The organism is Pseudomonas sp. Sample_11 (assembly GCF_004307505.1).
GTDB lineage: Bacteria > Pseudomonadota > Gammaproteobacteria > Pseudomonadales > Pseudomonadaceae > Aquipseudomonas > Aquipseudomonas atacamensis.
Genome location: NZ_RCOD01000049.1, coordinates 38,160 through 59,941, shown reverse-complemented (window position 1 = coordinate 59,941; position 21,782 = coordinate 38,160). Strand labels below are relative to the sequence as shown.

Sequence of the window (21,782 nt, the reverse complement as noted above, 5' to 3'; positions counted from 1 at the left end):
TCCCGATGCGCGCTCTACTCGTGCTGTTCAGCCTGATGCTGTCGATGTCATTGTCAGCCGCCGAAAAACTGCCGGTGGTCACCAGCTTCAGCATCCTTGCCGACATGGTTCATCAGGTCGGCGGCGAGCACGTTGAGATCACCAACATGGTCGGCGCGGATGCCGATGCGCATACCTACGAGCCGACCCCGGACGATGCCAAGGCGTTGCTCAAAGCCAAAGTGATCATCAAGAACGGCCTCGGTTTCGAACCTTGGCTGGATCGCCTGGTGATCAGCACCGACAGCAAGGCAACGGTGATCAGTGCCAGTCGCGGGGTGATTCCACGTTCGCTCGATGAAGATGGCGAAACCGTTCCGGATCCACACGCCTGGCACAATCTGGCGAACGCTGAGTTGTACGTCGCCAACATCACCAAGGCGCTGATCGCCGCCGACCCGGCTAACAAGGCTGACTACGAGCGCAACAGCCAGACTTACCTCAAGCAGATCTATGCCCTGCTCGCCGAGGCCAAAAACAAACTCGGCGCGCTGCCGCCGGGCAATCGCAAGATCGTCACCAGCCACGATGCCTTTGGCTATCTGGGTCAGGCCTATGGCATCGACTTTATCGCGCCACAGGGTTTGTCCACCGAACGCGAACCCTCCGCCGCTGAAGTCGCTGCGCTGATCACGCAGATTCGCCAGGCGAAGGTCAAAGCGGTGTTCATGGAAAACATCAAGGACGCGCGTCTGCTCAAGCAGATCGCGGATGAAAGCGGCGCACACATCGGTGGCACGCTGTACTCGGATGCACTGGCTTCCACCGGGCCTGCGAGCACTTTTACCGGGCTGTTCGAGTACAACCTTAATACGCTGTACAAGGCGTTGAGTAAGCCATGACCTGAGGTGCGCTTTCGATCTATTCGCGAGCAGGCTCGCTCCCACAGTTGGAATGGCTTCCAACTGTGGGCGTCACAGAGGTTTCAAGCGCGGGGTTTTACCGTGCCGCAATCCTGACCCAGCCACACCGCACGGGTTTCCAGGCTGCCCTTCTGGTTGATGCCGATGGCGTTGAAGGTGCCATTGGCGACGGTGGTGAATTCGCGGTCACTGAGGAATGTCGCCACGCCAGTGCCCTGGGCTTTCGGGCAGCTGAAGCGGAATTTCCACTGGTTGCCGGTGCGCTCGGTGATCTGCTGCTTGCAGCCCGATTGCGGGTCGGCCAACGGGATGTCGTTGGTCGCCACCTGCTGCGGCGTCAGGCAAGCGCGGATGCCTTTGCCGCCGATGTTGATGCCGTTCTTCTCCAGCGCCGCGCGCTGCTGCGGGGTGATCTGGCCTTGAATCTGGCCAAGGATCGATTGCACATCCATGGCCTGATCATCGACCTTCAGATTGCTCGAAGACATTTCCCACAACCCCGGCTGCAGCATTTGCGCCTGCGCAACCACCGGCAATGCCAAACCCAGGCCCAGCGCCAAACCCAGCAGACGAACGTTCATCGAGAAACTCCTGATCAGTTGTGGCCGTTAGACGCCGGCCGATTGTGTCGGTTCATGCGCCGATTAAATAGAGACATTCGGCGCAGAACATGGTCTGTTAAGCATTGCATCTCGCGGAGCAAGGCTGCCCCATGGATTTTTTTGGACCGCACATTTTCGGTTACCTGATCGCCCTGTTGCACACACTCGGTTCGATCGCTGCGATCCATGCGGTGCTCACCGTGCGCACAGCGCAAGGCTCGATCGCTTGGGCATTGTCGCTGATCTTTATTCCCTACCTCACGCTTATTCCATATCTGGTATTTGGTCGCAGCACCTTCGATGGCTACATCAAGGCGCGGCGCCAGGCCAACGAGCAGATGCGCCTGGCCATTTCCGAATTGAACTGGCGCCCGTGGGTGGAAGAAGCCTTGGCCGCTCGCGCGTCGAGTGCCTACGCCTCACTGCGCGCAATGCCGAAACTGGGGCGCATGCCGTGCCTGGCGAACAACGAGGTGCAACTGCTGGTGAACGGCACCGCGACTTTCGATGCGATTTTTCAGGCGATCGCACAAGCGAAGGCAGCCGTGCTGATCCAGTTCTTCATCATTCACGACGATCGGCTCGGCCAGCGCTTGCGTGATTTGCTGTTGAAGAAAGCCGCCGAAGGCGTATCAATTCATTTGCTCTACGACCGCATCGGCAGCCATGCCCTGCCCCATCATTACGTGCAGGCGCTGCGTGATGCCGGCGTCGAGGTCAAAGCCTTTGCCACGCGCAGCGGCTGGCTCAACCGCTTTCAGGTCAACTTCCGCAACCACCGCAAAATCGTTGTGGTTGATGGCGTAGTCGGCTTTGTCGGCGGGCATAACGTCGGCGATGAATACATGGGTGAGAAGCCACCATTGGCGCCGTGGCGTGACACCCACGTCAAAGTCCGCGGGCCGGTGGTGGCCTGCATGCAGGAATCGTTCGCCGAAGATTGGTTCTGGGCTGCTCGTACTCTGCCGCCGTTGATCCTTCCGGATGCGTATCCGGAGGACGGCGTGCTTTGCCAATTGCTCGCCAGCGGCCCGGCGGATGCCAACGAAACCTGCTCGCTGTTTTTCGTCGAAGCCATTCACGCAGCAACGCAACGCGTATGGATCACCAGCCCTTACTTTGTCCCGGACGAAGCGGTGTTCGCGGCATTGAGGCTGGCGGTGTTGCGTGGTGTCGATGTGCGCCTGCTGTTGCCGTCGCGGCCTGATCATCGCATCGTCTATGCCGCCTCCAGCCTGTATGCCTTCGAGGCGGTGCGTGCCGGCGTGCGGGTGTTCCGCTATCGACCGGGTTTTCTGCACCAGAAAGTGGTGTTGATCGACAGCGAGATCAGCGCCATCGGCAGCGCCAACCTGGACAATCGCTCGTTCCGCCTGAATTTCGAAGTGATGTTACTGACCGTCGACAGCGAGTTCGCCGCCGCTGTGGAACAAATGCTCAACGACGATTTCGCCCTGGCCGATGAAGTGGCCAAAGAAGAAAGCCGGGAGATCCACCACCTGCAACAGGTCGGCATGCGGATCGCCCGGCTGATTTCGCCGATACTCTGAGCGCCCCGTTTCAGGGGTGGTAGATGTCGTCGCGGGTCCAGGGCAATTCGTGGCTGCCATCCGGATGCGCTTTCACGGCGAGGATCTGATGCAGGTTGATCCAGCCCCGCGCGAAGGCATAAGCGCAACCGGCCAGATACAGGCGCCAGATTCGTAGTGCCTGCTCAGGCACCAGTTGCGCCGCCGTTTCGAGATTGTCTTCCAATCGTTCGCTCCAGTGATCGAGCGTGCGCGCGTAATGCAGACGCAGGCTTTCGACATCGACGATCTCCAGCCCCGCGTCACTGATCTCGGTAGAGATCATCGCCAGATGCGGTAGCTCGCCGTTGGGGAACACGTATTTTTCGATAAAGTCGCCAGCGCCGCGTCCAACCGGGCGGCCATCGGTGTGTTTGGCGGTGATGCCGTGGTTCATCACCAGGCCGCCCTCCTTCACCGCGCCAAACAGCGTTGCGCAATATTCGGCGAGATTGGCATGGCCAACGTGTTCGAACATGCCGACGCTGACAACCTTGTCGAAGCGGCCGTCCTGCGGCAGATCGCGATAGTCGAGCAATTGCAGTTCGACCTGATCTTCCAGACCCTCGGCCTTGACCCGCTCCTGCGCCAGCGCCAACTGCTCCTTGCTCAAAGTAATACCGAACACTTTTACGCCGAACTCTCGCGCCGCATACCGCGCCAGACCGCCCCAACCGCAGCCGACATCCAGCAAATACTCGCCCGGCTGCAAGCGTAGCTTGCGGCACAGATGGCGGAATTTGGCTTGCTGCGCCTGTTCCAGGGTTTCGCTACCGGTTTCGAAATAGGCACAGGAATACGCCATGTCGCTATCCAGCCAGAGCTGGTAGAACGCATTCGACAGGTCGTAGTGATAGGAAATGGCTTTGGCGTCGGTGTCTTTGTCGTGATGCGCACGCACCGGCTGACTCTCTTCGTCTTCGTCGAGCAGCGCATTGCTCAATTCATCGCAAACCCGGATGACCTCGCTGATCGAGCCCTCCAGTTCCAGCTTGCCTTCGACGAACGCCGCACCCAGCGCATCCAGGCTTGGGTGGGTGAATTGAGTAACCATCTGCGGGTCCTTGACGACGATGGTTACGCTGGGCGTCGGGCCCAGATTGAACTCGTGGCCGTCCCAGAGTCGCAGGCGAAGCGGTAACTGCAGATTCTGTAAGGCCGGTGGAAGTTGCGCGAGCATGGAAAATCCCCCCTTGTTTCAGACGTCTGATCTGAGGGTAGACCAACCTGGAAAAATAGCAGGCTATCGATTCGATCGGCTTTGTCTATCGTGATCGACACATCGGCTGAACGCCACAGACGACGCGCCTTACGATAGATGACTGCCTGCGCACTCGGCGGTTCGATGAATTTTCTTTCATTTAGCCTGAGCGTCGAGCCTGAGCAATGGCTCCTGAAAGCGCAGCAAACGTCCGGCGTTGCCCAACACCAACAGGGTGCTCAGGTTATGCAGCAGCGCCGCGATCATCGCCCCGGCCGCACCAAGCCAGCCGAACGCCGCGAAGACCACGATAGCCAGCGTCCAGCCGAGGCCAATAATCACGTTGACCTGCAAAGTACGCCGGCACTGACGACTCAGGCGCACGCAAGTACCGAGGCGACGCAGATCGCTGCCGATCAACACGATATCGGCTGACGCCAGAGCAATGTCGGCCCCGCCAGCGCCCATCGCCACGCCGACCACGCCGGCTTTGAGCGCGAGTGAATCGTTGATACCGTCGCCTACCACCATCGGACGAAAGCCGTGATCGATTTCCTTGAGCACGCGATTGAGTTTGTCATCCGGGAGCGCTTGCGCCTGGACTTCATTCAGCCCGACTTCCTGCGCCAGGGTTCGGGCCACACTCTGACGATCACCGGTCAACAGGAGTTGGCGTCCCAGCCCCAATTCGCGTAACTCGTTCAAGGCAAAGCCCGCCTCCGGTTTGATGCTGTCTGCTAGCAGCAGCCAGGCGAGGAATTCGCCGTTCAGGGCCAACCCGGCGATCGGGCCATCGTGTTCAGGAACGAGGGTCGTTGTGATGCCCAGTTGCGCGAACAACTCTGGACGACCGAGCGCAGCTTCGCCCTTCTCTGTCGTCGCCACTACGCCCAGGCCTTGGCGCTCATGGATGTTGGTCAGAGGCCAATAGGCTTCCTGATCGGCCATCCCGGCGAGTGCCCGGCTCACCGGATGACTGCTCGCCGCGCCGAGACTGGCGGCCAGTGTCTGCACTTCGGCGGTGTCCGCATTCAAGCTGTCTATCGACCGCAAACGCAAGGTGCCGTACGTCAGCGTGCCGGTCTTGTCGACCACCAGCGAGGTCAGATCGGCGAGTTCTTCGAGGAACGCCGAGCTGCGAATCAGAATCCCGTGACGCGCGGCGACGGCGACACCGGCAATCGCCGTGGCCGGCGCCGACAGCACCAACGCACACGGACACGCCGCCACCAATACCGCGAGCATTGCTTGCGCATCATGAGTGACGAACCAGGTTACCGCCGCCAGCAACAAGACCAGCACCATGTAGCTGCCGGCATAGCGTTCGAGCAATCGCGTGATCGGCGGTTTCGAGCGCTCGGCGTTTTGCATCAGGGCGATGACTTTGCCCAAAGTGGATTCGTCGCCGGTGCGAGTGACTTCGACGCGCAGCAATCCATCGAGGTTGATCGCGCCGCCAAACACCAGCATGCCGACGCCCGCTTCCACCGGAACCGATTCACCGGTAATCGACGCCGTATCGAGACTCGCATGGCCGGACAATACCCGACCGTCCGCCGGCACTCGATCACCGGCCCGCACCTCGACAACATCGCCAGCGCTGAGCGTGCCGTTGTCCACTTCGATGATCGAACCATCTGCTTGCAGCTTGCGCGCATGGCTGCGGGTCAACTGGCCAAGCGCATTAATCGCTTCCTGGGAGCCGATCACGCTGCGCTCCTCAAGCACATGGCCGAAGATCATGATGACCGGCAACAACGCCGCGGTGAGCAGATCACCGGTCGCCCAGGCACCGAGCATGGCCAGCGCGATCAACTGATCGGTGATGCCGTGCAGGCTCGGGTAACGCAGGCTGTACCAAGCCGAACGCATCACCGGAACCGCTACCAGCAACGAGGCGAAACCGAGCAGCAACTGGCTGACACCGGTTTGCTCCGGGAGCATCCAGCGCCAGAGCAACCCCAGACCCAGCAACCCGAGCGCAAGCATCGCCAGGGTCAACTGACGCGCGGCGCGACGTTGTTCGGCCGAGGACAACAGGCCTGGAGCAGCGGTGGTCGCCGTCATTGACTGGCTCCTTGAATGATCAATCGGGAATCGTCTTTCGGGTTGACGGTGGTGACCGACCCGGCCTGAACGAGAATTTTCGGCAGGCGTTCGCGATACAGACGCAGGAGCATTTGCGGGTCGGTAGACGTGGCCAGACTCGAAACGGTTGCGGTATCGGCCGAGGCTTTTGCAAGACGCTCGCCTGCCTGCGCGTGAGCCACCTGGAGCGTGCGGTCTGCCTGTTCGTTGGCGGACTGGGCAAGTTTCTCGGCATCGGTGCGCGCGTTAGCCACTGCTTTGTCAGCCTGCTGACTGGCCGTCAGAACCGCATTGAAGGCACTGACCGCTGGCTCCGGCAGACTTGATTGCACATCCACCCGCGACACCTCAATGCCAATACCCTGGCCGCTCGCCTTCAGTTCAGCGAGTCGCGCGTTGATGCCTTGCACCAGATCACCGCGCAATCGCTCACGACGCTCGGCCGCCTGATTGTCGGCGCCGATCAGTTCCGGGCGAGCGACCAGAATGGTGTCGAGATCTCGCGCGGCGGTCAGGGCCACGGCGCTGCGCGTCACCAGCCGATCGAGTGCTGGCAGCACATGTTCGCCCTGCAACACGAACGCATAGGGATCGGAGACTTGGTAAAACACTCGCACGTCCAGTTGCACTACGCCGGCATCGCCGGTCAATAAATAACCAGACCCGGCGAGTGCATCACTCAATGGCGTGGCGAAGGACGCCACCCGGTCAGCCGTCAACGCCTCGTCACTGCGCAACAGATTTTCCACTCGGCGCTCGATCATCCGATCCGCCGCCGGCAACAGAACCACCTGTTCAAAGGGTTGCGGCCACGCCCATAACAGCCCGGCATTCTGAACGCGATCCAGCGCGCCGAAGTGCAGCACCACGGCGCGGTTCTGCGGATCAATCTGCCGGACATTCGAGAACACCCATGCCAGTGCGGCCAAAACAGTGATCGCATACAGGGCGATGAAGGTCAGACGACCGGCCTGAATCCACGGACTGTTCAACGCATGTGTTCCACGTGGAACTTCTTCGCTCATGGCTGCGATCCAGCTTTGTTGTCGAGCGTCGGTGGGCCGTCGACCAATACGCGGAAAGGTGCGGCATCGGTGCGCAGAATCAATTTGGTGTCCGGCGTGACGATGGTGCCGAGGGTATCGAGGGAGCGCAGCAAGTTGTAAAGCTGCGGCGAACTGGCGTAAGCGCGCCCATAAATCTGCGCAGCCTCGACCCGGGATTGCGCTTCGATATCGGCGGCTTTCACCGTCGCATCGGCCTGGACGATCCGCGCATCGCGCTCGGCGGCGGAGCGAATTTGCGCCGCTTCGCGTTTGCCGATCGCTGTACGTTCCGTAGCAATGGTTTCACGCTCGGCACGCATGCGGTCGACCGTGGCGCTGAGCGTGACCGATGGCAAAGTCAAACGCTCGATACCCACCTGCACAACGCGCACGCCATATGTAGCAAGCAACTGTTGATCGATCTGCTGACGCAACTGCGTTTCAAAATCGCCGATGCGCACTTGTTTGGCATCAGTGTTGACCAGATTCGCCAGATCGAAACTGCTGGCCGTGGTCTCCAGCGCTGAGCCGACAAAGGTGCGAATCTGCCGCGCCGCTTCGTCCGGCTGATTCTGCACGGCACGCATGAAACGCTGCACGTGTTCAGGATCACCCTGCACCTGCCACGCCACGTAGGCCTGAACGATGATGCGCAAACCGTCCTTGGTGCCGACGTCCTGCAAACCACTTGAGGTGGTACGTAGACGCAAGTCCACCGGGATTGCCGCTTCGAACGGTGCCGGCCAGCGCCAGCTCAAACCGGGATCAAGCAATACCCGCGAAGGATTACCGAAACGGGTGATGACCGTGGCTTCACCGGAGCGCACTTGCACCAGACTTGCGGCGGCAATGGCAAACGCCACCAGCAACGCAGCCCAGCCCATACGCCGCCACGGAAATGGTCCGACTTCTGGCACCTCGCCGTGATGGTGGTGATGCCCATGATGATGGTGATGCCCGCCGTGGCCGTGGTCGTGGCCGCTGTGGTCGTGAACTTCATGAACAGGCGACTGGCTCAATGGGTGGCTCCTGGTTGAGCGGTGGTACGGGCGGGCGACGGATCAGTCGGCAGTGTGAAAGTACGCAGATCGATGGTTGGCGCATTTGCGCTCCCGCCAAGTCGATGATCGAGTATCAGCAACCTGGCTTTACTCAAGCCCTGACTGAGCTGGCTGAGATATTGCTCCAGCACGAAGGCCTGGCCAGCACTGGCGAAGGCTTTCTGTTCGGCGCTGAATTTCAGGTCGGCGGTTTGCGCAGCGGCGTTGATCTCCTGCGCGTTTGCCATTGCCTGATCCCGCGCCGTACTCGCCTGCAACTGCGCCTCGTTAGTGGCCTGCGCAGCCGCCCCGCGTTCGCGAGCGATCAACGCCTGCGCGCCGATCTGCGCCGCTTGCACACTGTGATAGGCATTCGCCGCGCCGGCCGGTGGATGAATCGCTTCGACAACTGTGGCGAGGATTTCCACACCGCTGTTCAATCTGTTCAGATCGCTTTGCACTGCGCGACCGATTTCCTCAGCCAGCCCAGCCCTGTCGTCGCCGAGCAGACCGTCGAGGGTGCGCGAGGCAAAATCGTGAACCAGGATGCGGCTGGCGGTGCTGCGAATCAGCGTCGGTACATCGGCGCTGTTATAGGTCGCGGCGAGCGCCGCCTCGTCGTTCAAACCGATGCGATAAACGAAGCGCACGTCCATATTGACGATTTGCAGGCCCTGTTGCGCGCCGCGGCTGCTGGCGATGACCTGGGATTTGTCGTTGACGTGGCTGGCATCCCACAAACGGTTGGCGGTCAGCGGCGCTGGGCCTTCAGCGGAATCGGATTGCACGGCGGTTGGCTTGTCGCCGACACTGGTGGCCAGTTCATGGACCACACCGTTTTCAACGGAAATCACACGCCCCAATGGCCAGGGCAAACCGGCATGCAAACCCGGGCCGAACACCTGTACCGGTTTACCGAAGCGCTCGTAGATGCCGCGACCTTGCAGGGGAATCCCATGTACGCCGGTCAGCAGCCAGCCGCTCAGGGCGACCACCGCCAGCACCGGCAACAACGCCCGGCGCATGTAACTGAAGGCCCAGATCTGCCGCAGATCGATGCCGAACCGATTGTGCATTTCGTGCTGCAACGCCAGCAACGGCTGCGGCGGCCAACGCAGCATATCGGCGATAAAACTGCGCGCCAGCAGGGTCGGTTCCAGTTGTTCACGCCGCGGGCTGAAGACAGACAGTAACGCGCGCAACAGCAGTTCGCCGGCAACCAACATTGGCAGGACTGCGCTGAGCACCACCACGCGTACCGGCCAGACTGCGTTTTCGCTGGCAAACAACAGACACAGCGCACCGATCAACAGGGTGATGATCACCACCCGGGTCAGTTGCGCCAGCGCAGCCGCTTCCGGCCATTGCGCCGGCGGTTCCTGCGCCAGGTGCCGCTCCAGCACGAGCAGGGCAAACGCCAGCAACAACGCCAATGCCCCACCGATGCTCGCCGACAGCCCCAAGGCCGCCGCAGGCAACGTGAGATTCCACACCTGCTCAATACTGAGCACTACCAGCAACGCCCAGCCGCCGAGCCACAACGTCGGCGCACCGATTTGTCCAAGCAGATGGCGGCTGCGCTGGCTCAAGCGCTCCAGCAGCCTTTCGTACCAGCCCTCGGCTGCGGCGCCCTCCTCCACGACGGTCGATTGCGAAGCGGGCGGATGCATCACCCGCGCGCGCCATTGCGCCACCCACCCCGCCGATTGCAGACCGGCGACCAGCACCAGCAACGCTGCGCCCTGATTGACCAACAACGGCAACCACAGGGACTGCGGCGCAAACAAACCGACGAAAAACGCCAGCACCCAGCCCGACACAGCCACTGCGCCGAGTCCATACGCCAACCGACGCAATTTGCGTGACTGCACGGCTGCCTGCTGAAAGCGCGGCAGCCCGTTGACTGGCGTGGCGTCCAACTCAAGATCGACTTGCATAACACCCCGAAAATATAGGCTCTGCGTTCATAGCGTTACGATATAACGCAAGCTGTGAAATATTCGTACACAATTACGCTTATTCAAGGATGCCGCAGCTGTCGCTTGCCTGAAGCCTTGACCGAAATGTCCGGCGAAGCTCATATTACGCGCATAATTTTTATCGCGACTAATCTTGGCTATCCCCATCGAGCAATCTGGAGCAAGCGCATGAGCAACTATGACGTGGTAATTCTGGGCGGTGGCCCCGGCGGTTATAACGCGGCGATCCGCGCCGGCCAGCTCGGGCTCAAGGCCGCTTGCGTCGAAGGACGTGCAACCCTCGGCGGCACCTGTCTGAACGTCGGTTGCATGCCGTCCAAAGCCTTGCTGCACGCGTCGGAGCTGTACGCCGCTGCGGTGGGCACGGAGTTCGCCAATCTCGGCATCGAGGTCGAACCGAAGCTGAACCTTGCGCAGATGATGAAACAAAAAGACGAGAGCGTCGCCGGCCTGACCAAGGGCATCGAGTTTCTGTTTCGCAAGAACAAAGTCGACTGGATCAAGGGTTGGGGCCATATCGACGGCCCGGGCAAAGTGACGGTGACCGACGCTCAAGGCAACAAGAGCGAGCTCAGCGCCAAGGACATAATCATCGCCACCGGTTCCGAGCCCACTCCCCTGCCCGGCGTAGAGATCGACAACCAGCGCATCCTCGATTCCACCGGCGCGCTGTCATTGAGTGAAGTACCCAAACATCTGGTAGTGATTGGTGCCGGGGTGATCGGCCTGGAGCTGGGTTCGGTATGGCGCCGACTCGGCGCGCAGGTCACCGTGGTCGAATACCTTGATCGCATCTGCCCCGGCGTCGATGGCGAGGCCGGCAAGACCTTGCAGCGCGCGCTGAGCAAACAAGGCATTGCCTTCAAATTGAGTTCCAAGGTCACCAGCGCCACCAGTTCCGCCACAGGCGTGCAGCTGAGTGTCGAGCCTGCCGCTGGCGGCACGGCTGAACTGATCGAAGCCGATTATGTGCTGGTGGCCATCGGGCGCCGGCCGTACACCCAGGGCTTGGGGCTGGAGAACGTCGGCCTCAGTACCGACAAACGCGGCATGCTCGCCAACAAGCAACATCGCACCGAAGCCGCCGGGGTCTGGGTGATCGGCGACGTCACGTCCGGCCCGATGCTCGCGCACAAGGCTGAAGACGAAGCCATGGCCTGCGTCGAGCAGATCCACGGCAAGGCTGGCGAGGTCAATTACGCGCTGATCCCCAACGTCATCTACACCCAACCGGAGCTGGCCAGCGTCGGCCAGACCGAAGAACAGCTCAAGGCCGAGGGCCGTGCCTACAAGGTCGGCAAGTTTCCTTTCACCGCCAACAGCCGGGCGAAGATCAATCACGAAACAGAAGGCTTTGCCAAAGTCCTCGCCGACGAGCGCACGGACGAAGTGCTTGGCGTGCATCTGGTCGGGCCGAGCGTGAGCGAGATGATCGGCGAATTCTGTGTGGCGATGGAGTTCAGCGCCTCGGCCGAGGACATTGCCCTGACCTGCCATCCGCACCCGACGCGTTCGGAAGCGTTGCGTCAGGCAGCGATGAATGTCGAGGGGATGGCGACGCAGATGTAGGTTCCAAACCTTGCCGCCGTCTTCGCGAGCAGGCTCGCTCCCACTTTGGAATGCGTTCCCCCGTGGGAGCGAGCCTGCTCGCGAATGGCGCCACCCGGTCTACACCGGCAGATGCCCCAACGGCAAAGCCCCCGGCGCTTTCACCGTGTGAATGGCAAAGTTGCTGCGAATATCGCTCACCCCCGGCAGCTTCAGCAGGTGCGCGCTGACAAAGCGGTCATAAGCGCGCAAGTCAGGCACCACTACCTGCAACAAAAAGTCCGATTCGCCGGACACCAGAAACGCTGAGACCACCTCAGGCAACGCAGTGACGGCCGCATAAAAAGCCTCGGCGCGTTCTTCGTTGTGCCGCTCGACCTTGACCCCGACAAACACCGTCAGTCCCAGCCCGACTTCATCGCGATCCAGATTGGCCTGGTAGCCTCGAATCACCCCCGCCTCTTCCAGCATGCGCACCCGGCGCAGACACGGCGAAGCCGACAGGCCGATTTCTTCTGCGAGCTCGACATTGCTCAAACGCCCGTTGCGTTGCAGCGCGGCGAGAATCTTGCGGTCATAGGCGTCGAGTTTCATCTTTGGCAGATCCCGATAGTCTGACGGTTGAAAACCAGCAGGTTATGCCAAAGCTGCGAACAATTGAAGCCGACTACGCAAGCACCTGCCCTGCCCTCTCGCTCTAGACTGGCGCGAGCAAATCGACATCGAAAAGGGGTGTGATGTGGCAAGTCTGTGGCTGTTTATTTTGACGCTGGCTGTGGTTCTGCTACTGCCGGGACCGGACATGATCCTGCTGTTGCAAACCGGTGCGCGGCAAGGTCGAGGTGCAGCGCTGGCCACCGCGCTGGGCCTGGCCATCGCCCGCGGCTGCCACGTGGCACTGGCGGCATTGGGGCTGGCGGCGCTGTTCAAAACGGCGCCGTGGACGTTTGACGTGGTGCGCATCGCCGGCGCGGCCTATCTGCTGTGGATCGGCATCCAGTGTTTTCGCAGCTCGCTGGTGCCGAGCGTGCAAGCCCAAGAGCAGGCACCTGCTCCCGGCCAGCGGCGCGATGCGATCCGTCGCGGTTTGCTGACCAACCTGCTCAATCCCAAGGCGTTGCTGTTCTGCTCGGTACTGTTGCCACAGTTTATCGTCAGCGGCGGCGCGCCGGTGCTGACACAGTTCGCCGTGCTCGGCCTGGTGCTGGTCAGCGTCGGCCTGCTGTTCGACAGTGTTGTCGCCATGACCGGCGCGGCACTGGGCCGTTGGCTGCAACACAGTCCAACCGCCCAGCGCGCTCAGCAATGGCTGTTCGGCAGTCTGTTGATTGGCTTCGCCGTACGCCTGAGCTTCATTCAACAGGCCTAGCCTTTGCGCACCTTGCGCTGACGACGGCTGATCAGCAGTAGCGCAGCAACAGCGACCAGGATGACCGCGCCGATCTGCACCGGCCACTTGTACGGCCGCAGCGTCCCACGCACGGCATCGGTCACCTGGGTGACGTAGCGCTTGTCGGCATTCTCAAAATCCGGGTACGGGCATTGATTGCCGAAGTCTTGCGCCCACGGCACATAAGGACCTTCCTTGACGTAGCGCTGATACAGCGCACTCTGGTCTTCAAGGCTGCTGTTCCAGCCGGCGGCATTGCACAACACCGCAGCAAACGCCTGACTGGTGTGCGGCAAGTTATCGGCGGCGCGACTGGCCAGTGCCGTGGCGACAAAACGATAGTGATAACGCTGATCCGGTTGCGCGGCGCTGGCCTGCTGGCGCTGCACTTCCGCCGTGGAAATCAGCGGGCCGACATCCAGCTTCGTGCTCTCCAGCGTGTAATTGCCGCCGAAGGTGGCGTAATCAGGGGCCATCTCATAACCGAGGATGTCCATGCCCCACTCCCGGGCCGTCCATGCGGCGTTGTACAACGCACCGGCGCGTTTGCTCGGCCACCACGCCGACTCGGCCTTGAGCCGTTGCTCGCCATAGAGCCGGGCCTTGTGCTGCAGATCGTCACTGGCGAAATAACCGACCGCTTCCTCGTATCGCCCCTCACGCAGCAAGCGCCGACCGAGCAGATTGCGCAGATTGGCGGCCACCGACAGCGGCACATAGTTGTCGCGCTCCTGCTGCGTCAATGGCGGCGGCGCCGGCACGTTCTCATCGACGTACTGCTTGAGCTCATCGACCGTCAGCACCCGCTCGGCAACGGTGGCGGCATCGAACCAGTAAAGGCTGTTGCTGCGATACAGCTGCACGAACGCTTGCAGGTATTCGCCGCGTTGCAGCGCCAGGATCGCGCTTTCGCCCTCGACCCGGCATTTTGGCTGCACCGTTTCAAACGCCCAGTCCGGCGTGCGGCGATAACCCCAGTCTTCATTCTGCGGAAAGGCCTGGGCGGCTTTGGCGTAGGCGGCGGCAGCAGCAGTCGTGTCGCCGTCACGCACCGCCAGTTTTGCCCGCAGCCACCAGGCCAGTCCGCCGTCCCCGGCGTTTACCAGAAAGGCCTTGGCAGACGCGTAGTCGCCCTGTTGATAACTCATCGCTGCCAGTCGATCGGCATTGTCGAGGCTGCCACGGGTGCTGTTTTGCAAGAGAGTGACGAGTTTCTTTTCATTCGACGGCTGCTCACCGAAAGACCAGCCCTGACGGCTGACCAGCGATGCCGTGACCAGTTGCTGCACTGCTGGCTGCTGCAGCAGTTTGGCCAACTGAGATTCCGGCAACTCGGCCAGTTCGTTCATCAGTTGCTTGAGCGAGGTGTAGCCGACGGCCGAACCGTGCAGGTTCTGTGCTTCGTACAGTTCGATGGCGCCGCTCCAGTCGCCCGCGCTGCGCAACGCCCGCGCCTCTTCACCGAGGCTGGCAACGCCCAGTTCCAACGGATCGCTGAAGCCGTCGATGCTCAGTTGCCGGGCCTGCCGGAAGGCATCGCGCGCTTCTTCCAGCGCTTCGATGCGATCGTGCGCCTCGTTGCTCATGGCGAAGGCGATGCGCCCGAGGGAATACGCCGCCCACGTGCTGCGCAAAGGACGCTGGTCCGCCGGCAGCGCCAGCACCTTGTTGAAATACTCCGTGGCCAATTGATGGTCGCCGGTGGCAAAGGCCACCGCGCCGGCGACGTACAAGCGGATTTCCACCGGCAGACTGGCGCCCTGTTCCTCGGCCTGATGGGCATCGCTGAGCCCGCGCAGGCGCTTGACCACAGCGTATTGCTCGACGCTCAGGCCCACCTGCTCAGCCTGTTCGCGAGCCAGCTCAGCCGCGTTGTCTTCGGCATAGTCGTTGGGGTTATGGGTCGCCGCTGTGACATTTTTCAGCCCGGCAATGGTTTTACCGAGGCGACTGACTTCGAAGCTGAAACTGCCTTCGGGCAGATCGGCGAGGGTCTGCGCGCGGTTGTCGAGCAGGCGCATCGGGAAGTCCGGGCCGCAGGCCAGCGCCGAACCCAGCGGCAGGCTGAGGCTCAGGCAAAGCAGATGGCGGGGCCAGTTACGGGTCAACATGCGAACCTCCTTGATCAATATGTGCACAACGCGCCCAACCGACAGCGCGCTGTCCGCCCGCCGGCAAGCGGCCGTCACGCAGGCGGGTGAAGGTAAGCAGATTGGCACTTTGTTGCAACGAGTAACCGGTGAGCGCATCGGCGCCTGCACAATCCCGCGCCTTTAGGGTGATTTGCGCGGGCCACGGGCTGTCGAGATTGCCGCGGTTATCGAGCTGGATGTCATACAAACCGCCCTGCTCTTTGAATGACAGGCGCAACTGACTGTTCAGCACATCTCCGCGAGCCACCGCGCGTAAAGTAGCCAGGCTCCAGGCGCGACGATCGTTGGCCAGCGGCAGGCGAAACCAGATCAAACCGGTCAGATGCTCAGGCGGATCCTCGCGCAAAGTCTTGGCCAATTGGCTGAGTTGCTGCGGATCGGCGAGCAACTCCCGGCGCTGCCCGCCGCGCTCCAGTTGCACTTCGCTTTCCACTACCGGCGCGCCACCGTCATCGCTCAACAGCGCAACGCCGTAGGCCGGCAGCGCCAGATAGAACGGTTTGTCGCTGATACGTGCCCAGGCCTTGGCCCATTTCAACGCCTGCTCGGGATCGAACAGGCCCAGTCGCGGATCGCTCACGGCGTGGACTTGCAACACGCTGCTGTCGACGCTTCGCAACAGCGCCGGCAACTGCGCGCTATCGAGCCACGCCGGTAGCGCGGTGATGCTCAAAGGCAACGATGGCGGCAAGACCGCACGCAAGTGTTTGAGGAATTCAGCGTACACGGGCAGCCGTGCATTGCCGGCATCGTGGTCGATTTCGATACCGTTCAGCGTGAGACCTTGCGCTTGCCAATCGGCAATGACCTGCAGAATCTGCGCGGTGACCTGCTGCTGGTCCAGCGACTGCAACTGGCCATCGACGCGAATCACTGCAATCAAAGGGCGGCCATCGGCTTTCAACAAGGCTGGATCAACTCGCGCCCTGCGCCACCGCTCGCCGGGAAAGGCCTGCAATGCCAGCACGCGCAGGGTCGAGAAGTCAGTGCGAGTGTCGCGCAATGCCGGTTCATGGGCAGGTGTCCATTGCCGTTGCCAGACGTAAAGTTGTTGGTCGAGAGGCGGCGCGACGTGTTGCTCGCAACCCGCAAGCAAGACGCCGAGAAACAGACCCACAATAAACCGCATACCTTGAAAATCCCCGAAACCACAGGCCGCAAGGTTACACAAAAACCGTGTAGGAGCTGACGAGTGAAACGAGGCTGCGATCTTTTGATCTTGCTTCAAGACTCCAGATCAAAAGATCGCAGCGTGCCGCAGCGCCTACAGGGATGCCGCTGGTTTGCGCGCGATAATCACCTGACTCTTGGCCACCACCGCATCCAGCGCCTGCTTGATCTGTGCACCGCGCGGGGAATCCAGCACCGCTTGCCACGTGTTGGCCCAGTGCTCGAGCATCGGGTGATCGGGGTTGCTGAGATCGACCTTGGCTTCCCAGAACAACATCATCCACATCGACCAGTAGAAGCCATATTGGCTGTGGCTGATGATCTCCAGCCCGGCCTCGCTGACCATGGCCTTGAACTGGTCTTCGCTAATGATGCGTATGTGGTTGGGTTTCTGAAAATACTCCGGCGCGGCGATGTCCTTTTGCAGGTCCTCGGAGCTGGGATGCGGCACGCTCAGCAGATACAACGCGCCCGGTTTACCGACACGCACCAGCTCGGCAAGAAACTGCGCGGGATCATCAACGTGCTCGATCACCTCGGTGGAGACCACACGCGTTGCCGTTGCGTCGGCAATTGGTAGCGGGTTGCAGTCGGTAACGTGGCATTCGATGTCCCGGGCCGGCGTGTCGCTCAGACGCTGGCGGGTGGCTTCGACCTTGGCCGCATCGATATCGGCAAGAATGATCTTCGCCCCGCGCATACCGCAGAAGTGCACGTTGCCGCCATCACCGCAACCGACATCAAGCAACGTGTCGTCAGCACTCACAGCGAATCCCGTATACAGCTCGTGGGTTGCCTGGTTGTACCAGCCGCTGAGTTTCGCGTCGTAAAGGCCGAGCGAGAACGGATCAACCTTGTCGGCAACCGCAGCGACCGGTTCTGCTGCAGTCTGTGCAGGCGTTATCGCCGAGAGTTTCTTCAAAAAGCTCAGCATGAGGTGGCTCCGGTGGAGGTAACAGCAGTTCGGGAAGCATTGAGGCGCTTGACCAGTGCAGCACCGCGATTGCGCATCGGCATTTCGACCAAGCGATAGTTGAGTTCGCTGAGCAGCGCGATCAGGCCAAAGGCAATCAGCACCGTAAGGATGGGATGTCCGGCCGGGCTCGGCAGACCGCTGCTCTGCAAGCGAAAGATCAGCTCACGCAGCAGCAGATAAGCGGGGATGTGGATCAGGTAGATGCCGTAGGAGCGGCTGCCGATCCAGGCCAGGCAGCGCTGAATGCGTCCGGCAGGCATCAGGTAGTCACGGTTGTACGAGGCGATCCAGACCAGCAGCGCACTGAGCACGGCGATCGAACCGATGCGGAAACTGGCCAAGGTAAAACGGTCGGTCGCCATGAAGCTCAACAGCGCTGCAATGACAATCAAGGCTGAAATGCCAAGCCATGGTCGGCGCAAGAACGAGGGCTGCCAGCGCTGATAACCCGGCTGCGCACTCCACATCGCCAACAGTACGCCAAGGGCCAGCGCGTCGGTGCGTACCACCATCAGCAACGGCGTGCGCACAGTCAGAATCTGCACCGCCACCAGCGCCAGCAATGCCCAGACCAGGTGTCGGCGAAACAACAGGATCAGCAACGGAAAAAGCAGGTAGAACTGCTCCTCCAGCGCCAGGCTCCAGTAAACGAAACTGCTGCCATATTCGTATTGGAAGAAGCTGTCGGCGAAGCGGAAATTGGCGTATTGCAGCACCCCGGCCAGGGTCGCCTGAAGATTGGCGGATAGCGTGCCGAACGCACCGGATCGATTGAAAAACATACAGGCCAGCAGGATCAGCGCCAGCCACAGCCAGGCTGAAGGCAGCAACCGAAAAGCCCGGCGCAGCCAGAAATGGCGGACCTGTCGCCAGCGCTCCTGGCCCGTCGTGCAGCCTTGCAGCACCGGGATCAAGCTCCGGGCGATGACAAAACCGGAGATCGCAAAAAACAGGTCAACGCCCCACCACGTCTGCGCCCATTCGTGGATCCGGGCCAGCGACGGCACCGGGTCGGTGAAAAGATTGTCCGCCAGATGGTGGAACAACACCGCGAGCACCGCGACCGCACGCAGGACTTCAACGTCCATGATGCGCTTGCCGTTCATGCCTGGGGGGCTTCCAAGGCAGGCGCACGATGCTCGAACAACTGCGTCAGAAACCCTCGCAAACGCTGTTCAGCCACAGCCTGGCTGCAGAACGCCTGCAAACTGTCGACTGCCTGCGCGGACATATCGGCATAGCGCTGCGGCTGGTTTTTCGCGACGTCATAACTGGCCCGATAGGCCTCGCATAACGAGGTCCAGTTGGTCACGTAGCGCAGGGTTCGGAAGGCCTTGCGCGGGTCGTGGGGCCAGGCTGTCAGCTCATCCGTGGACTCGATGAGAAAGGCATTCGCGGTGCTCAGGTAATCGATCATCGCCGTGGTACGCGGCGCGACCGCCGGCTTGCCGCAGGACATGAACTCCATCAGCGGCAGGCACTGCCCTTCACCGTACGAGGTGTTGACCACATACCGCGTGGCCTGCACCAGTTGCTCGTAGTCCGGATCGGCGAGGTAGCCGTAGATCAGAACGATCCGGCAGCGATAAGACTGGTTTTTGTACAAGTGATGAAGAATATCGCTGAGCGCTTCTTCGGCGTCATGGTGAGTGAGCTTGAGCACCAGCGTCGCGTCTTCGACATCGCGGAAACACACACAGAACGCACTGAGCATGTCTTCCCAGTTCTTGCGCCCGTCACCGGGATTGAACACCGAGGTGTAAACCACACCGTCAAGCATCAGCGTCTGTTCGGAGGCCGGCGCGGCGAAGTCGATGCCGTCGCCGCTGCGCAGGTGCGCCGGCCCGAATGCATTCAGATTGAGGGTGCGGCTGTCCGCGACCAGGCCTTTGATCGTCAGGCTGTACGCGGCGGCCAGCGCTTGCTCGGGCATCTTCGCGCCACGGGCCGCAAAACGGTCCCAGACCGGCGCCGGCACCGCGACGATCGGGTACTCGGCACCCATCGCCTCACGCACGGCGTTGACCGTATAACTGGAATGGGTAATCGCCGCCCCGCAGGCATGCAAGACGCTACGCCAGTCGTTGCGCGGCTCGCCCGCGAAGGCTTCGTTGGGGATCGTGCTGAACTCCCACGCAAACACCGGCAGCGTCGGACAGGCCAGGTGAACGGGGGTGCGATGCGGCGGCGAGAACGACAGAAACACGCAAGGCTCGCCACGGCTCAGGCATTCCAGATACAGCGCATCGACTTCTGTCTGCGGATCGGCCACTTCCACCACCCGACCGATGCGTTCGAGCACCGGACGATATTCCTTGAGCACGAAGTAATAGCTGTACTCCGAACGCCCGAGGTTCTGCGCAATGGTGAGCCGGTTGGTTTCCGAATGAATGATGATCAGCATGAGGCGTTATCCGTCACAGGCGCAGCATCGGCGGGGCCTGCTGTCAGCGCAAAGAACTCCGCGAGGCGTTTGCGCACCGGCGCGAAGGCGCAGTATTGCTGCATGCGCGCGACGGCGGCGGCAGACATCCGCTGATACTCCTGCGGCTGAGCCTTGGCCATTCGATAGCTGTTTTCGTAGGCGCTTTTCAGCGAGCCCCAGTCGGGGCGGTGCCGCAGCGTGCGGTAGATGATCCGCGTGTCCTGCGGCCAGATCGTCAGCTCTTCACTGGACTTGACCACGAACGCCACCGACTCATCGATGTAGTCTTTCATCGCCGTGTGATCGGGGGCGATCACCGGTTTCCCGCTGGACATGAACTCCATCAAGGGCAGGCACAACCCTTCGCAGCGTGACGCGTTGACGTAGAAACTGGCCGCCTGATAAAGCCTGGCGTACTGCGCGTCGTCGAGGTAACCGTGCATCACCACGACCCGACAGGCGAACGGCGTGAGTTGCGCCAGCAGGGTCATCAACTCGCTGTAATAGGACGCCAGATCATTCTGGGTAATCTTGAGCACCAGCGTCGCGTCGGGCGTTTCGCGGAACGCCCAGCAGAATGCGCTGATCAGTCGATGCCAGTTCTTGCGGCCATCCTTGGGGTTGAATACCGAGACATACACCACACCCTCAATTGTGGTTTCGACCACCGATGAGGTGTCCGGCAGATCGAGTGGCGCCGGTTCGATCACGGGCACCGGCGCAGCGCCGCACACCTCAGACCAACGCTGTTGCAGCCAGCCATGCAGAGCGTCCGGCAGCAGATCGCGAATGCCTTCCCAGTACCAGTTGTGCAGAAACTTCACCCGCGGCACCGGTTCCGCCTGTTCGCGTCCCAAGTCCAGCGCCCACAGCCGCAGGTAATGTCGAGCGATGACCAGTCGGCGTTTGAACGTCAACGGTGGCGGGCGCGCGGCTTCAATTGCTGCGGCCAGTGCAGCCTGCTCTTCAGGGCTGATTGGCGTCGGGATCAGCGCATCGGCTGACAAGCCGAGGGTGCGCGAATCGAATATGCACCCTTTGATTGCCAGTGCAGTGCCCGGTTTGACAGGCATCGGTTGGTGTTGCTGACGAATCGTTGCGAAGCTGTCCCACAACGGCGTCGGCAAAACCAGCACCGGGAACGCGTCGCCCATGGCGCGGCGGATGGCCGTTGCCGTGTGGCTCGACAGGGTGATGACCCGACCGTGGCGCGCGAGCATGCGTGTCCAGTCCTGACGCGGATCGTCGTCCCACTGTTCATCGGGGATCGAATCGAACTCCCAGGCCACCACGCAAATCGTCGGGCATTGCAGATCAACCGGAGTTTTCTGCGGCGGGGTGAAGGACAGGAACACACTGTCGTCGCCAGCGGCGAGCAATTGCCGGTAAATCACATCGACGTCGGCGACAGATCCGGCCACGTGCACGCGCCCCAGGCTTTCAAGCACCGGGCGATAGGCTTTGAGGACAAAGTAATAGCTGTATTCCGGACGCCCGAGACTGGCACTGATGGAGCTGTCGTTGACGTCCGAGTAGAGAATGAAATTCATGGCATCCCACGATGAAGCACCATCCCGGCGACTTCATGCTATGACGGCCGCGCGGCGGATAGGGTCGGCAGGGCCGGCACTCGTCCGTCATCATCGGGCACGTCTCTGTTCTTGTTTTAGTGGTCAGTTTCACCCCGCGTCGCG

The 21,782-nt window shown here is 61.3% G+C and carries 17 protein-coding genes; 4 read left to right on the top strand and 13 right to left on the bottom strand.

Annotation, left to right across the window (positions count from 1 at the left end):
- Window positions 1–5 precede the first annotated feature (5 nt).
- Window positions 6–881 carry a metal ABC transporter substrate-binding protein gene (locus D8U60_RS12970; protein ID WP_130900251.1) on the top strand — a complete coding sequence of 292 codons (876 nt, stop codon included), beginning with the start codon at window positions 6–8 and terminating at the stop codon, window positions 879–881.
- Between the two features lie 83 nt (window positions 882–964).
- Here D8U60_RS12970 and D8U60_RS12965 read toward each other — a convergent pair whose 3' ends face one another.
- The gene (locus D8U60_RS12965) at window positions 965–1,483 is read right to left on the bottom strand and encodes a DUF3617 domain-containing protein (RefSeq protein ID WP_016772436.1); all 519 of its coding nucleotides are present in this window, start codon (window positions 1,481–1,483) and stop codon (window positions 965–967) included.
- A 131-nt stretch (window positions 1,484–1,614) separates the two neighbouring features.
- Here D8U60_RS12965 and cls point away from each other — a divergent pair, with 131 nt between their 5' ends.
- Entirely contained in the window at window positions 1,615–3,054 is a 1,440-nt protein-coding gene (cls, locus tag D8U60_RS12960) for a cardiolipin synthase (protein WP_130900250.1), read from the top strand.
- Window positions 3,055–3,064: 10 nt separating this feature from the next.
- On the opposite strand, the gene cfaB is transcribed toward cls, so the two are convergent.
- From cfaB to D8U60_RS12935, 5 genes are all read right to left on the bottom strand, one after another.
- On the bottom strand, window positions 3,065–4,252 hold the full coding sequence (cfaB, locus tag D8U60_RS12955) for a C17 cyclopropane fatty acid synthase CfaB (RefSeq protein WP_071171358.1): 1,188 nt from the start codon (window positions 4,250–4,252) through the stop codon (window positions 3,065–3,067).
- 177 nt (window positions 4,253–4,429) lie between these two features.
- Window positions 4,430–6,340 (bottom strand): cation-translocating P-type ATPase, encoded by a 1,911-nt coding sequence (locus D8U60_RS12950; RefSeq protein WP_130900249.1) that lies wholly within the window; start codon window positions 6,338–6,340, stop codon window positions 4,430–4,432.
- Window positions 6,337–7,386 carry a protease modulator HflK gene (locus D8U60_RS12945; protein WP_130900248.1) on the bottom strand — a complete coding sequence of 350 codons (1,050 nt, stop codon included), beginning with the start codon at window positions 7,384–7,386 and terminating at the stop codon, window positions 6,337–6,339. Before D8U60_RS12945 ends, D8U60_RS12950 begins: the two co-directional genes overlap by 4 nt.
- The gene (locus tag D8U60_RS12940) at window positions 7,383–8,426 is read right to left on the bottom strand and encodes a protease modulator HflC (protein ID WP_130900247.1); all 1,044 of its coding nucleotides are present in this window, start codon (window positions 8,424–8,426) and stop codon (window positions 7,383–7,385) included. Before D8U60_RS12940 ends, D8U60_RS12945 begins: the two co-directional genes overlap by 4 nt.
- Window positions 8,423–10,384, bottom strand: coding sequence for a protease modulator HflK (locus D8U60_RS12935; protein ID WP_130900246.1), 1,962 nt, complete (start codon window positions 10,382–10,384; stop codon window positions 8,423–8,425). Before D8U60_RS12935 ends, D8U60_RS12940 begins: the two co-directional genes overlap by 4 nt.
- A gap of 210 nt (window positions 10,385–10,594) precedes the next feature.
- On the opposite strand from D8U60_RS12935, the gene lpdA reads away from it, so the two are divergent.
- Window positions 10,595–11,995, top strand: coding sequence for a dihydrolipoyl dehydrogenase (gene lpdA / locus D8U60_RS12930; protein ID WP_071171353.1), 1,401 nt, complete (start codon window positions 10,595–10,597; stop codon window positions 11,993–11,995).
- A gap of 99 nt (window positions 11,996–12,094) precedes the next feature.
- Here lpdA and D8U60_RS12925 read toward each other — a convergent pair whose 3' ends face one another.
- Window positions 12,095–12,568, bottom strand: coding sequence for an Lrp/AsnC family transcriptional regulator (locus tag D8U60_RS12925; protein WP_122612807.1), 474 nt, complete (start codon window positions 12,566–12,568; stop codon window positions 12,095–12,097).
- A 145-nt stretch (window positions 12,569–12,713) separates the two neighbouring features.
- Between D8U60_RS12925 and D8U60_RS12920 the strand changes: the two genes are divergently transcribed.
- Complete coding sequence (locus D8U60_RS12920) at window positions 12,714–13,343, top strand: LysE family translocator (protein ID WP_016772426.1); 630 nt, start codon at window positions 12,714–12,716, stop codon at window positions 13,341–13,343.
- Here D8U60_RS12920 and D8U60_RS12915 read toward each other — a convergent pair.
- The 6 genes from D8U60_RS12915 to D8U60_RS12890 form a co-directional block, all read right to left on the bottom strand.
- Entirely contained in the window at window positions 13,340–15,475 is a 2,136-nt protein-coding gene (locus tag D8U60_RS12915; protein ID WP_130900245.1) for a hypothetical protein, read from the bottom strand. The genes D8U60_RS12920 and D8U60_RS12915 overlap by 4 nt on opposite strands.
- Window positions 15,462–16,646 (bottom strand): DUF3142 domain-containing protein, encoded by a 1,185-nt coding sequence (locus D8U60_RS12910; protein WP_130900244.1) that lies wholly within the window; start codon window positions 16,644–16,646, stop codon window positions 15,462–15,464. The genes D8U60_RS12915 and D8U60_RS12910 overlap by 14 nt, the downstream gene beginning before the upstream one ends.
- 135 nt (window positions 16,647–16,781) lie before the next feature.
- Window positions 16,782–17,621 (bottom strand): class I SAM-dependent methyltransferase, encoded by an 840-nt coding sequence (locus tag D8U60_RS12905; protein ID WP_122612811.1) that lies wholly within the window; start codon window positions 17,619–17,621, stop codon window positions 16,782–16,784.
- Window positions 17,615–18,769, bottom strand: coding sequence for an acyltransferase (locus tag D8U60_RS12900; RefSeq protein ID WP_130900243.1), 1,155 nt, complete (start codon window positions 18,767–18,769; stop codon window positions 17,615–17,617). Before D8U60_RS12900 ends, D8U60_RS12905 begins: the two co-directional genes overlap by 7 nt.
- Window positions 18,766–20,067, bottom strand: coding sequence for a glycosyltransferase (locus D8U60_RS12895; RefSeq protein WP_130900242.1), 1,302 nt, complete (start codon window positions 20,065–20,067; stop codon window positions 18,766–18,768). The genes D8U60_RS12900 and D8U60_RS12895 overlap by 4 nt, the downstream gene beginning before the upstream one ends.
- Complete coding sequence (locus D8U60_RS12890; RefSeq protein WP_122880256.1) at window positions 20,061–21,638, bottom strand: glycosyltransferase; 1,578 nt, start codon at window positions 21,636–21,638, stop codon at window positions 20,061–20,063. Before D8U60_RS12890 ends, D8U60_RS12895 begins: the two co-directional genes overlap by 7 nt.
- Between the last annotated feature and the right edge of the window lie 144 nt (window positions 21,639–21,782).